The 12,887-nt window shown below is 62.4% G+C and carries 11 protein-coding genes and 1 pseudogene; 7 read left to right on the forward strand and 5 right to left on the reverse strand.

Going from position 1 to position 12,887, the window contains the following annotated elements; translation table 11 throughout:
- Positions 1-17: 17 nt before the first annotated feature.
- The 5 genes from EOS_RS17650 to EOS_RS17670 all read right to left on the reverse strand — a co-directional run bounded on the left by EOS_RS17650 (position 18) and on the right by EOS_RS17670 (position 6,519).
- Positions 18-1,109 carry a porin gene (locus EOS_RS17650; RefSeq protein ID WP_047847959.1) on the reverse strand — a complete coding sequence of 364 codons (1,092 nt, stop codon included), beginning with the start codon at positions 1,107-1,109 and terminating at the stop codon, positions 18-20.
- A 206-nt stretch (positions 1,110-1,315) separates the two neighbouring features.
- A complete protein-coding gene (locus EOS_RS17655) occupies positions 1,316-2,359 on the reverse strand; it encodes a porin (RefSeq protein WP_047847960.1) in 1,044 nt (347 codons plus the stop codon).
- Positions 2,360-2,595: 236 nt separating this feature from the next.
- Positions 2,596-3,993 (reverse strand): uracil-xanthine permease family protein, encoded by a 1,398-nt coding sequence (locus EOS_RS17660; protein WP_235442859.1) that lies wholly within the window; start codon positions 3,991-3,993, stop codon positions 2,596-2,598.
- 161 nt (positions 3,994-4,154) lie between these two features.
- The gene (locus EOS_RS17665; protein ID WP_047847976.1) at positions 4,155-5,453 is read right to left on the reverse strand and encodes an MFS transporter; all 1,299 of its coding nucleotides are present in this window, start codon (positions 5,451-5,453) and stop codon (positions 4,155-4,157) included.
- Between the two features lie 382 nt (positions 5,454-5,835).
- A complete protein-coding gene (locus EOS_RS17670) occupies positions 5,836-6,519 on the reverse strand; it encodes a GntR family transcriptional regulator (protein WP_047847962.1) in 684 nt (227 codons plus the stop codon).
- A gap of 138 nt (positions 6,520-6,657) precedes the next feature.
- Here EOS_RS17670 and EOS_RS17675 point away from each other — a divergent pair, with 138 nt between their 5' ends.
- The 7 genes and pseudogenes from EOS_RS17675 to EOS_RS17705 all read left to right on the forward strand — a co-directional run.
- Positions 6,658-7,059, forward strand: a complete 402-nt coding sequence (locus EOS_RS17675) for a carboxymuconolactone decarboxylase family protein (protein WP_047847963.1) — start codon at positions 6,658-6,660, stop codon at positions 7,057-7,059.
- A 164-nt stretch (positions 7,060-7,223) separates the two neighbouring features.
- The gene (locus EOS_RS17680; RefSeq protein WP_047847964.1) at positions 7,224-8,018 is read left to right on the forward strand and encodes an alpha/beta fold hydrolase; all 795 of its coding nucleotides are present in this window, start codon (positions 7,224-7,226) and stop codon (positions 8,016-8,018) included.
- A 113-nt stretch (positions 8,019-8,131) separates the two neighbouring features.
- Complete coding sequence (locus EOS_RS17685) at positions 8,132-8,830, forward strand: SRPBCC family protein (protein WP_047847965.1); 699 nt, start codon at positions 8,132-8,134, stop codon at positions 8,828-8,830.
- A gap of 27 nt (positions 8,831-8,857) precedes the next feature.
- Positions 8,858-9,739 (forward strand): FAD binding domain-containing protein, encoded by an 882-nt coding sequence (locus EOS_RS17690; RefSeq protein WP_047847966.1) that lies wholly within the window; start codon positions 8,858-8,860, stop codon positions 9,737-9,739.
- A gap of 20 nt (positions 9,740-9,759) precedes the next feature.
- A complete protein-coding gene (locus EOS_RS17695; RefSeq protein ID WP_087881960.1) occupies positions 9,760-10,269 on the forward strand; it encodes a (2Fe-2S)-binding protein in 510 nt (169 codons plus the stop codon).
- Between the two features lie 4 nt (positions 10,270-10,273).
- A complete protein-coding gene (locus EOS_RS17700) occupies positions 10,274-12,640 on the forward strand; it encodes a xanthine dehydrogenase family protein molybdopterin-binding subunit (RefSeq protein WP_047847968.1) in 2,367 nt (788 codons plus the stop codon).
- Between the two features lie 60 nt (positions 12,641-12,700).
- Positions 12,701-12,887 (forward strand): annotated as a pseudogene (locus EOS_RS17705) (enoyl-CoA hydratase/isomerase family protein); the annotation flags it as partial.

The raw sequence follows: 12,887 nt of genomic DNA on the forward strand, positions 1-12,887 counted from the left end.
CTTGTGGTTAGCGAGTCTTAGAAAAAGTGGTTCATGCCGAACGAGACGCCTGTCTGTTTGTCATGCCCGGACGGGTTCAGCGTCGCATTGGTCACGTAGCCACCCGTGAAATGCGTGTAGTCGATATCGGCGTAAAGTTCGGTGCTTTTCGACAGCACATAGTTGATGCCCAGAATGGCGACGTCCTTTCTGCCGTCCACGCCGCTCGTCGCGTTCTTGTTGTCGTAATACGCGCCCGTTACGTTGAAGTCCGGCAATGCCTGATAGCGAAAACCGCCCCACAGGTATTGATTGCGCGTCTGGCCGTGCACAGTGGACGGAACGGCTTGTGTTGCGAGCGAATAGCCGCTCATCAGTTCAACCGGACCGAGCGTCACGGCACCGCCCGCGGTGTATTGATCGTTGGCAAAATACGCGCTCGATGTGGCAGAAAACGGGTTCGAGCGATGCGTATAGCCTGCACCGAACTTGAACAGTTTGGTGTGGTAGTTCACGCCGCCCGCGAGCATGGTGCCGCTAGCGAGACTGCCTGCCACGCCGCCCGGTGCATAGACCGCGCGAGCCGTCCACGGACCGAAGTCGCCGTGGTAGTGGATAGCGTTGTCGTCGCGGCCGCTGGTGCCGCCCGAAATCGCCGCCGCTTCGGTAATGCCCAGATAGTGCAGGTCGAACGGCTCAAAGTCCTTGATCAGCCGGTGCTGCAGCGTGAACTGATGGCCTATGTTGACCTGGCCGAACGGGCCACCTAACCCGACCGTCGACGTACGCTGAAACTCCTGGTTGGTCGCGCTACTGTTGGCGCCGGTCGAGAGAATGTAGCCCGCTTCCAGATTGAACCGGACGTAGTATCCACCGCCCAGGTCCTCGATGCCGAGAAAACCCCAGCGATTCGATTTGTAGACGCCGTTCGATGCCATCGTCAGCGCCGCACCGCCTGCCTTCGTGCCGTTCACGACATTGCGCAGGCCGCCGTCCAGCGAGCCATACAATGTAACGCTGCTTTGTGCGTGAGCGACGCCGCCTGAAAGCCCCAGTAGGGTCATTGCGGCCAGCGAGCCCCTCAGACCGATCCTGCGCGCGCCGCTTCTTGCTCCTCCAATCTCAAACATATCTCCTCCATTGACATCGTTAAAATTCGTAGGGCGGGGTATGTGCGGTGCGCTGCACTTCCCGTGTCGTTAACCGCAGATTGCAAGAAGCTCAACTTCGAACTGCGTGCGACGACCTGCCATCCTGTTGTCTGAATTCGCGCGCCCGCCTCTCTCCCGTGGAGCTGAATCAGCAGGTCTCGTGCGTCGTCGGCGCCGGCAGTCGATCAGAACTGGGTGCGCAGACCGCCGCCGATCGTGATGCCGCTCGACATCTTGCTCGCGCGATCGGACCGCACCGCCGCATAGACGTCGGTACGCTTCGAAAGCGGATAGTCATACGAGAGCGCCCAGGTGTTGCGATAAACCGAGCTATGGCCTGTACTCTTCGAATACGCGTCCGAGCCAAGGATCCTGCCGATGCCCACTGGAATCTCGAAGCCGACCTGGCCGGTATCGATGCCGACGTCGCCATTCGAGATCGAATCCCAGACGTGCTGGTACTGGCCATACAGCTTCACGTAGTTCAGGTCGTACGACACGCCGAGGTTCACCACCGACTGCGTCGTCAGTCCCGGTAGCACGGTGCCGAGGTCGCCGGCGTTCAGGCTGTACTTGATCTGCTGATACACAACCGAGGTCGCAAAACCGCTGTTGTTGTACGAGACCTGGCCGCTCCACTTGTTCTGGCCGAGATGGCCCGGGTCGTTGCCGAACGAGTACATTGCACGCCCGACGAGGCCGTTAAACGACGGCGAGGCGTAGTACACGGAGTTCCACCACTCGCCCGCATTGCCGAATACGCCTTGACCATTCAGGCCGACGTAGCTGTGCAGCACCATCGGCGAAAACACGAATGAGTTCCAGAATGGGTTGAATGTAATTGTCGAGAACCACAACAGCGGCGGAATCAGACCGGCAGTCGCCGTACCGTATTGGCCGCTCACGCCAACGTACGCGTTACGCGAGAACAGGCCGTCATGCGGGAAACCGGTGCGGCCCATCGAGCCGTTCTGGATGTTGAAATAGCCTTCGAGGTCGAAGATGACCTTCGTGCCGCCACCGATGTCCTCCGACCCGCGTAGGCCAAAGTACGGTGCCGTCATGCCGCCGTTGCCGGCGATCACACTCGACTGACCGTTCATCGGCTTCTTGTAGCCGACGAACGCATCGAGAAGCCCGTAGAGCTGCACGCTCGATTGCGCGTGGGCTACCTCAGCAACCAGCGCTGCGCCAAGAATGAGCGCTTTCATCCCCACCTTTATTCTCATCTATGTCCCCTGCCTCTCCAAACCCTGGATTCACGGCTGCGAAGCGGCGCGCCTTCGCACACGTTGGCCTGTGTCGAATTGCGCTCCGAAGCGCTAGCTCTCTTTATTGATACGTACTACAAAATATAAAATCTGTGCTGCCGGTTTTTCTCGATGTCGGCGCACGATCTTCAGAAATAACAGCGCGTCGAAGGGTCCGGACAGGCAGCCCGCCCGGACATGTTTTACGGCCTTTCCTACGCCTGGTTCTGCGCGCGGGAACGCGCGGCCGACGACGTGCTCGACGGCTGCTGCTTCGAGCAAAGCAGCGAGTGCAATATGACGAGCGTGAGCCCGCCCGAGATCACCGGCTGCTGAAGCACGAGCTGGAGCATCAGCGGCATCGCACGGATGACATCGGGTGAGATGAAGAGACCGCCGAGGCCAACGAGAAACGCAAGCCCCGACGCAATCAGCCGGCGATCGTCCCACTCGACCTGCGCGAGAATGTGCACGCCATGCATGAAGACGATGCCGAACAGCAGCGTCGCGGCGGCCGAGATCACCGGAATCGGCACGACGACAAGCAGCATGTCGAACTTCACGCAGCCGCCGAGTACGATCAGGAGGATGCCTGCAGCGAGCGTCACGAAGCGCGAACCGACGCGCGTCGCGCGCAGAATGCCGATGTTGTCCGGATACGCGATCGTGCTGAAGCCACCCCACACTGCCGCGACAACCGAGCCGAGCGCGACGCCGAACAGCCCTTCGGACATGCGGCCCGGACTCAGCGTCTCATTGCCCCATTCGGCGACTGTCTGGTAGAGGGCCATCGATCCCATGCCCGCCGGAATCAGCACGAGCAGGAACACCGCAACGAGATCGGGGCGCACGCCGAACCCGAACGGAAAGATGCGCGGCTCGACGACAAGCGGCGCGGCGGCCACCGCCGCGAACGAAACCGGCTGGAACAGCGTGTAGGCCAGCGTGCCGAGCGCGAGGCCGAGCAGGATCGCGACGCGACGCAGCCGGCGGCCGCCCCACAGCATCGCGAAAACGATACCGGCCACCGCGACCGCGCCGGAAAGCAGGTTCACGACCGGAAAGCCGGGGTTTTTAGGGCTGCCGATCCAGGCCGGTAGCGCGACGCTGGCGATCTGCACCACGATCAACATCACGATCATCCCGGAGATGATAGGCACGCGCAGATGCCGCGCGAACATGCCCGCCACGCTGCGTCCGCGGATCGGCACCGTGAGCAGGCACCAGATCAGCGAAGCGACGAAGAACGACCCGAATGCCGTACCGAGGCCGCCCGACTGCAAATGACCGACAGTCAGGAGCGCACCGAAGCTGCCTGCGTATGGACCCTGCGCGACCGGCAGGCGCAACAGCAGCACCGATTGCAGGATCGTGATAATCCCGCACGTCATGAAGGTCATCCCGTACAGGTACGCGATCTGCGGATCGGTCAAATGAAATGCGCGGCCGAGAAGTCCCGGGAACACAAACATGCCCGTCATTCCGAAAACGTTCTGCAGCGCGAGCACGGCCAGTTGCGGGAGTGGCAACCGCTCGTTGATTCCGACGTCGAAGACGCGTGCAGACGGATTTTCTGCGGTAGCCTTTCGGATTGAAGCGCCGGGTTTCGGCATGTCTGTACTCAAGGTGTGTTCCATTAGACCAAAAAAGAAATCCTGTCTGGCGACGCGGACTGGGGCCGGTCGCTCTCTTTCCCTTCAAGCGCCATCGCACGAAGGAAACACCTGTATCCCCGAGGTGGACGACTCGCCCGTCCAGTTGTCTTCAGTAATCCTCAGTTGTCGAGCGGAACGCCCTTTGTCTCCGGACCGAACCAGATCGACACCATGCCAACGATAAAGAGCAGCGACACCGCCGCCGATGCCGCCGGAAACGAACCAAACTTCACGACCACCGCATTGCCGGCGATCGGACCAATACTTGTCAGCGCACGGGCCATGTTCCAGCAGAAGCCCTGCCCTGTCGCACGCACGCGGGTCGGGAAGAGCTCGGGCAAATAAGCGGCAAACGTGCCGAACGCGCCAATGACGAAGTAACCGTACACCGGCATCAGCCACAGTACCCGACCGATGTCATGCGCCGTCATGAACAGCACTAGCGAGACCACGAGCGACCCTGCCGAAAAGATGAAGTACGACATCCGGCGGCCGAGCGCGTCGAGCATCCAGATCAGCGTAAGGTAACCGAGCGTCGCGCCGATCATCATGAGAATGAACGCGTAGCTGACTGTCCTGCTGATGTCGCCATGATCGGCGTCAGCAAACGACAACTGATGAATCCAGCTCGGCAGGAACGTGAGACCACCCCAGCAGCCAAGCATGGCAGCCGACGAAACGATTACGCCGATGATCGTCTTGCGGCGTAGTCCCTGCGCGAAGATGGCGGTGAAAGTTTGCCACGCCGATTCGGCTATGACGCTCTCGCGCACTTGGACCCACCGTTGTGGCTCAGGCACGAAGCGGCGCACAAGAATCGTGACGAGCGCGGGCGCGGCGCCCACGCCGAGTACGATGCGCCAGCCGAAACGGCCGAGCAGCAGGTTGTCGAGCGCCGCCACGAGAAAGCCAAATGCGAACGCCATCTGCATGATCTGCATGGCGCGGGCGCGTTGCCGGCCGGGCCACGATTCGGCAACGAGCGCGGCCCCTGCCGCCCATTCACCGCCAATGCCGAAACCGGCCATCGCCTGCGCGATAGCAAGCTGGGACCAGGTTCTCGAGAATGCGCTCAGCAGCGTGAAGGCCGCGTAGATGAGGATGGTCCAGCCCATGACGCGCGAGCGGCCAAACCGGTCGGCGGCCACGCCGAACAGCACGCCACCAATGCCCCACGTAAGCAACTTGCCCGAAATGATGTAGCTGCCGATCTTGCTGATTTCGGTCGCGTCGGTGCTGTGCAACAGCTGACCGACGCTCGGCACGAGCACGAGCGTGAAGAGATTCAGGTCCATCGAGTCGAACATCCAGCCGAGGAACGCCGAAATCAGTGCCAGCCACTGATAGCGCGACAACTTGAATCCTTGTGGCTCGGCCGACTCCACTGACGCCGCATTGGTGCCCTGCGTTGTGCCCATTGCTTCCGTCTCCTGATCTTCCGCCGCGAAGGCGAGCGATTCGCTTGATACGGGTCGATCGCCCGATCTAATCATTTGGCGCAGTATATCGTAATGCAATTAGATTGCAATACAGATGATTGTATTACTGTATAGCACTCTCAACCCGACCTAACGGTGTCGTAAGGCACGGATCGGGAGAAACGGACGATTTCCGCAGCCCGCAATCAGGGCTAGACCCGGGCCGATAAGAACGCGTCGGGGATTAATGGCGACGAATCTGGAGGTAAAAGATCGCTTGGGCTGTGTGCCGTTCATCGGAACGGTCCGCGAGGCGACGATTCCACCCTCTGCTCAACGTTTCGGGTACCAAAGAAGTCGGCAGACGCGGCGTTTCGTTGACTTAATCGGCCACGGCCGCGAGCACCTGGACCGCAAGCCTTTCAGCTTGCTCAACATGGCGCTTGCACGCCGCCGCAGCTGCGTCGGCGTCGTGCCGCATTACGGCGTCGACGATCGTCGCGATTTCGTCATAGCTTTGCGGGAGGCGTCCTTCCTGCGAGAGCGTGGTCGCGCGCAGCATCATCACTCGCGTGTGGACGAGACGTAGCATCTCCATGAGTACTGGATTGCCAGCGCCCTCGAGCATCACGTCATAGAAACGCGCCTTCTGCTTCAGGAAGAGCATGATGCCCTCCTGGCCTTGCATGTCCCGTATCAACGCGAGCGCGTTAAACGCCTCCTTCAGCGCAACACGCTGTTCGTCCGTCGCGCGCTCAGTGAATTGGCGGCCCGCCAGCGCCTCGAGTACCGCGCGCACTTCATAGAGACCTCTCGCCTCATCTGCTGTCATCACGGAGACGATCGGACCTTTATGCGGAATGATCTGCACAAGCCCCTCGGCTACCAGTTGACTCAGCGCCTCACGAATGAGCGTGCGGCTCACACCAAGCATTTCGCACAGCTCGCGCTCGATCAACCGGTCGCCCGGCTTGAAGGTCAAGTCGCTAATACATGCGCGCAAACCGTCAATCACCTGCTGGCGCAGCGTTGCCACCGGTCGCACTACCAGTCTGTTGGTATTCATTCCATCCCTTTGCCGTTTGAGTTGATGGGAGCCACGTCAAAGTCCGTAATACAATCATATTGACATTCCGCGGCGAAGCTCCGATACTGCCTCTCATTATACAATCCTACAACTGCTAGATAAACGCGAAGGATACTCATGGAAGACATCACGCTCTCGGAACGTCGTGCCATCGGCGCAAAGATCCGCAAGGAAGTGCTGGGCGCGGGCCACACGCAGAACAACGCCAGTCCCCATCTTTTCGACACCGTGTTCCTCGAGTACACGGAAGACGTTTGCTGGGGCAACGTGTGGAACCGCGCGGGCCTCACGCGCTCGATGCGCAGTATGCTGAACCTCGCGATGCTGGCATCGCTCGGCCGCTGGCACGAATTCGAGGTTCACACGCGCGGCGCGGTGAACAATGGTGTGACGGAAGAGGAAATCGCCGAGGTGGTGCTGCAAGCCGGCGTCTATGCAGGCATTCCCGTCGCGGCCGAAGGGCTGCGTCGTGCAAAGGCTGTCCTGCTCGACCTGAAGGCGAAAGCTGCTGCTGCCTGAAGGCGGCTCGCGGTTCGTGAAGGCGCCCCGCGATTCGTCATCTCATCCCAGGCGCGCATGCCTGGTGGTCCAGTGGGTCGCAGGCGTTTCGCGCTGTGGGTTGCCGACCTGGTAGCCGAGCGCGCAAAGCGCCTGCCGCACCCCGCGCATTACCCGTATAAGTCATGTCTCATTCAACTTTCTGCGAAATCCCAGCCGGCCGTATCGCCTACTCCCGTCGCGGGACGGGCCGACCGCTGGTTCTGCTTCACCCGATCGGCGTCGACCGAAGCTGGTGGGACGAATACGTCGAGCACTGGGCTGCATCGTATGACGTCGTCGCGATCGATATCCGCGGCCACGGAGGCTCGAGCCTTGTCACCGCCCCCATTACGCTGGCCAATCATGCGACCGACATCGCCGCCGTGCTGCGCCACGAATGCCTGACCGGTGCCACCCTGATAGGCGTATCGATGGGTGGCATGATTGCGCAGCGTGTTGCGATCCAGTTCCCCGAGCTTGTTGACGCGCTAATTCTCTGCGGAACGGCCGGCGGATTTCCCGACGAAGCGCGCCCACGCATTCTCGCGCGCGGCGACATGAGCCGGCAAGGTTCGATGTCCGAAGTAATCGACGACACGGTCACGCGCTGGTTCACCGCAGACACGCCGCGCCGCGACCTTCTCCAGAAGTGCCGCACGCGGCTCGCCGCAGACGACTGGTATAGCTGGAGCGCGAACTGGCAAGCGATCTCGCTCCTCGACAATCTCAGCGAACTGCGAGGCGTGCCGGCACCGACGCTCGTCGTCGCGGGCGATGCCGATGCAAGTATTCCGCCAGCGGTATCGCAGAAGATCGCCTACGCGCTGCCGAATAGCCGTTTCGTCGTGGTGCCGGGCGCGGCGCACTTTGGAGCGTTCGACATGCGCGAAGTCTTCGCAACGGTATTCGACGATTTTCTGTCGACCGTCGCTCGATGAAATGAAACGCGAGCCCGCTCGCGCATGGGACAGTTTCACGCGCCGCGCGGCTTAAGTAGTGACTAAATAAGTGGAGCGGCGCCCGCACGGGCCGATCGCTCCTAGGAGGCAGTATGGCAATCACAATCCGTTCGTCTTTCACCGTCGAAGCACCGCCCTCGGACGTCTGGAAGTCCATGATCGACATCGAACGGTCCGCACCGTGTTTTCCGGGCGCGGAACTCAAGGAACAGCAGCCCGACGGCAGTTACAAGGGCGGCTTCACCGTCAAGCTCGGCCCGCTCACGCTGAAGTTCGCAGGCAAATTCAAGATTGCTGAACAGAACGACGCCAACCACACGGTCGTGGTGTCCGCAAGCGGCACCGACACAAAAGGCCGCGGCGGCGCCGATGCGCAGATCAACGCGGTCGTCACCGACTCGGGCGGCGGCAAAACCAAGGTCGACGTCGTCTCGGACGTAAACCTGTCGGGCACGGTCGCGCAGTACGGTCGCGGCGCCGGGATGATCGAGGCGCTCTCGCAGCAACTGCTGAACCAGTTCGCCAAGAATCTGTCCGCACTCATCGAGGCGGACGTAGCGCACTCCGCCCAAGCCGCGCCGGCCGCCACGCCAAACACTGCTGGTGAACCGGGTGCGACGAACACGGCCGGTGAACCAGTTGCACCCAGGCCAGCCACCGAAACGCGTCGCACGCCGCCCGCAGCGGCACCCGTCGCGCCTCTTGACGCGGGCGCACTCGTGCGTAAAGCAATGTGGCAGTCAATCCGAAATTTCTTCGCGCGGCTCTTCGGGCGCAAGCAGCCCCGCTGAGGAAGCCACCGCACTATCGGAGCACGCATGAAACCCAGTGAATTCCAGTATCACGCGCCGACCACCGTCGATGAAGCCGCGCAGTTGCTCGGCACGCTCGAGGATGCGAGAGTGCTCGCCGGCGGCCAGTCGCTGATGCCGATGATGAACTTCCGGTATCTGATGGCGAGTCATCTGATCGACCTGAACGGCGTCGAGGCACTGACCCGCATCGAAGAGCGCAATGGCCGCCTTCACATCGGCGCAATGGCGCGGCAGCGCGACATCGAACTGTCGCCGCTCGTCATGAAGCGCGCGCCGCTGATCCGCGAGGCGTACCAGCTGGTCAGCCACAAGCAGATCCGCAATCGCGGCACGCTCGGCGGGAGCCTGTGCCAGTTGGATCCGTCGTCTGAACAGCCATGCTTCACCGCCGCACTCGACGGTCTCCTGACGATCGCTCGCTACGAAGACGGCGCAGTCACGACCCGCGAGCTGCCGATGTCCGACTGGGCGCTGATGTACATGACGCCCGCGCTTGAAGAAGGCGACCTGCTCGCCGGCATCTCGCTCGAGGTCTGGCCCGAAGGCCATGGCTACGCATTCGAAGAGTTCGCGCGGCGCCATGGCGATTACGCCATCGTCGGCGCCGCGGCGCTCTGCACCGCCGATCCGCAAGGGCGCCTCGCCCGCGTTTCGCTGACGATCTGCGGCGTCGCTCCCGGCCCCGTGCGGATGCACGAGGTAGAGACCGCCCTGCGCGGCCGCCCGATGGATGAAAGCGCGCTGCGCGTCGCGAGCGACGCCGCGCGTGCGCTCGACGTGATGACCGACGCGCACGTGAGTACCGACTACCGCCAGCATCTCGCCGGCGTCCTGACCGAAAGAGCGCTGAAGACAGCGTTCTCGCGCGTCGCAAGACAATCATAGAGTGGCAAAAGGAGATGGACATGGAGACTCGTACCGTCAAAGTCGTCGTGAACGGCACCGCTTACAAGCGCGAGGTCGAACCGCGCCTTATGCTCGGTGACTTCCTGCGTCACCACCTTTATCTCACCGGCACGCACTACGGTTGCGAGCACGGCGTATGCGGTGCCTGCACCGTGCTGTTGGAAGGCCGCACTGCGCGCGCCTGCCTGACGCTCGCGGCCCAGGTCAACGGCCGCTCGCTGACCACCGTCGAAGGACTTGCTCACGCGGACGGCACGCTCAACGAACTGCAAAAAGCCTTTACCGAAACGCACGCGCTGCAATGCGGGTTCTGTACGCCTGGCATGCTGATGACGCTGACCGAACTGCTGAACGAAACGGATGCGCCAACCGAAGCCGAGATCCGCGAAGCGATCACGGGCAACCTGTGCCGCTGCACGGGCTACCAGCCGATCGTCGCGGCTGCCCTGCTCGCCGCGCAGCGCATCCGCGATCAGCGCGCTGTACCGACGGCACAAGCTACGGAGTAACGCGATGGAAATTTCCGACCTGAAAGGTGTCCCCACCGACCAGCGCTACATCGGCAAGCGCGTCCTGCGTACCGAAGACAAGAAGCTGCTGCAAGGCCAGGGTTCCTACGTGGACGACGTGCACCTGCCAAACATGTTGCAGGCCGCGGTGCTGCGCAGCCCGCACGCGCACGCGAAGATCGTTTCGATCGACTGCACGGCCGCCCACGAACTCAAGGGTGTGCACGCGGTCTACACGCACGCGGACCTGACCGGCCGCGCACGCGGCCGCGCGCCCTCGATGCTGCCGAACCCGGCGATCCGCTTTGAGCGCACCCAGGAACTGCTCACCTCGACGGAAGTCACGTTCGCGGGCGAAGCGGTGGCGTTCGTCGTCGCGGACGACCGCTATATCGCGGAAGACGCCTGCGGACTGATCGAGATCGAGTACGACACGCTACCCGCCGTCGCCGAGTGCCGTGACGGACTGCGCCCCGAATCGCCGCTCTGTCACACCGACGCGAAAGACAATGTCGTCGCGCATATCGACATGGGTTTTGGTGACATCGATGCCGCCTTCAACAACGCGCCGCATGTCGTCGAGGAAACGTACTGGCAAAACCGCGGGTCCGCGCATCCGATGGAGACGCGCGGTTATCTCGCCGAATATCACGCGACCAACGGCGAGTTGACCGTCTGGTCGTCGGGTCAGGCGCCGCACCACGAGAAGAAGAACCTCGTCGAGCTGCTCGAGTGGGATGCAGAGAAGCTGCGCGTGCTGATGAACGACGTCGGCGGCGGCTTCGGTCCGAAGCTGCCGTTCTATCCCGAAGAGGCACTCGTCGCGATCGCGGCGGTCGCGCTCAAGCGTCCTGTCAAATGGATCGAGGATCGGCGCGAGCATTTCCTCGCAGTCACGCAGGAGCGCGACCAGTGGTGGACCGTGCGAATCGCGCTTGAAAACGACGGCAAGATCCGCGGCGTGAAGCTCGAGATGGTGCACGACAACGGCGCGTTCCTGCCGTGGGGCATCATCACGCCGTACATCTCGATCACGACGACGCCCGGCCCTTACGTGATCCCCGCGATGGCCGCAAAGCTCGACGTCGTCTATACGAACAAGTGCGCAACCTCGCCGGTACGCGGCGCAGGCCGTCCTCAGGCAGTGTTCGCCATGGAACGGATTCTCGACAAGGCCGCGCGCGCACTCTGCATGGACCGCGCCGAGCTGCGCTGGCGCAACCTGATCCAGCCGGAGCAGATGCCGTATGACGCTGGCTTCATATATCGCGACGGCAGCCCGCTGCGTTACGACAGCGGCGACTATCCGGCCTGTCAAAAAGCAGCGCTCGAGCGCGCGAACTACGCGAGCTTTGCCGCGCGCAAGGCCGAGGCACGCCGCCAGGGCCGCTTCGTTGGCATCGGCATGGCGAGCTTCGTCGAAGGCACGGGCATGGGTCCGTTCGAGGGCGCAACGGTGCGCGTGCAGGCGAACGGCCGCATCGTCGTGATCACCGGCGCATCGCCGCAAGGTCAGGGCCACAAGACGACCTTCGCGCAGATCTGCGCCGAACAGCTGAATGTGCCCCTGGAAACAATCGACGTCGTTACCGGCGACACCGGCGGCATCTCGATGGGCGTCGGTACGTTCGCGAGCCGCGTGACGGTCAATGCCGGCAACTCGGTCTACATCGCCGCCCAGGCCGTGGGCGAGAAGATGCTCACGCTCGCTGCCCACCTGTGGAAGTGCGAAACCGACGAACTCCTGCTTGTCGGTGGCCACGTGGCGCGCCGCTCGGGTATCGAACAGCGCATGAGCTACGGCGAACTCGCGAAGATCTCGCAGGGCATGCCGGGTTTCACGATGCCGAAGGGCCTCACCGCCGGCCTCGAGGAGACGAAATACTTCTCACCCGCGCAGTCGACGTACTGCAACGGCACGGCCGTCGTCGAACTCGAAGTCGATCGCGAAACCGGCCACATCACGATCCTCAACTATGTGATGGCGCACGACTCGGGCAAGCTCATCAATCCGATGATCGTCGACGGCCAGATCATCGGCTCGGTCGCACATGGCATTGGCAACGCGACGCTCGAATGGATGCAGTACGACGAGAACGCGCAGCCGACCACGACGAACTTCGGCGAATACCTGCTGCCGATGGCAACCGACGTGCCGAACATCGACATCGTGCACCTCGAAACGCCGTCGCCGCTGAACCCGCTCGGTGTCAAGGGCGCGGGCGAAGGCGGCACGATTCCGGCCGCCGCGGCAATCGTCGGGGCGATCGAGGACGCGCTCTCGGAATACGGCGTCGAATTCACCGAAGCACCGCTCGTACCGCAGCGTGTGTTCCAGAAGCTCAAAGAGGCCGGCGCCTACGCGCGCTGACCTGCGCGGGCGCTCATCGCGGACGCCCATCCCCTTTTTCATTGTTTGGACCTTTTCCCCATGACGACCGAATTCACCGCAGCGCTCCACGATTCCGAATACCGGATCACCCTTGGCCAGCCGGACCTGGGCAACACGCTGACGCTCGACGCAATGCGTGCGCTCGCCGCCGAGATTCGCAAGGCCGGCCGCGACAGCGCCGTGAAAATCATCCGCATCCGCGCGTCCGGTCCCGCGTTCTGCCGCG

Source organism: Caballeronia mineralivorans PML1(12), assembly GCF_001028175.1.
GTDB classification, from domain to species: domain Bacteria; phylum Pseudomonadota; class Gammaproteobacteria; order Burkholderiales; family Burkholderiaceae; genus Caballeronia; species Caballeronia mineralivorans.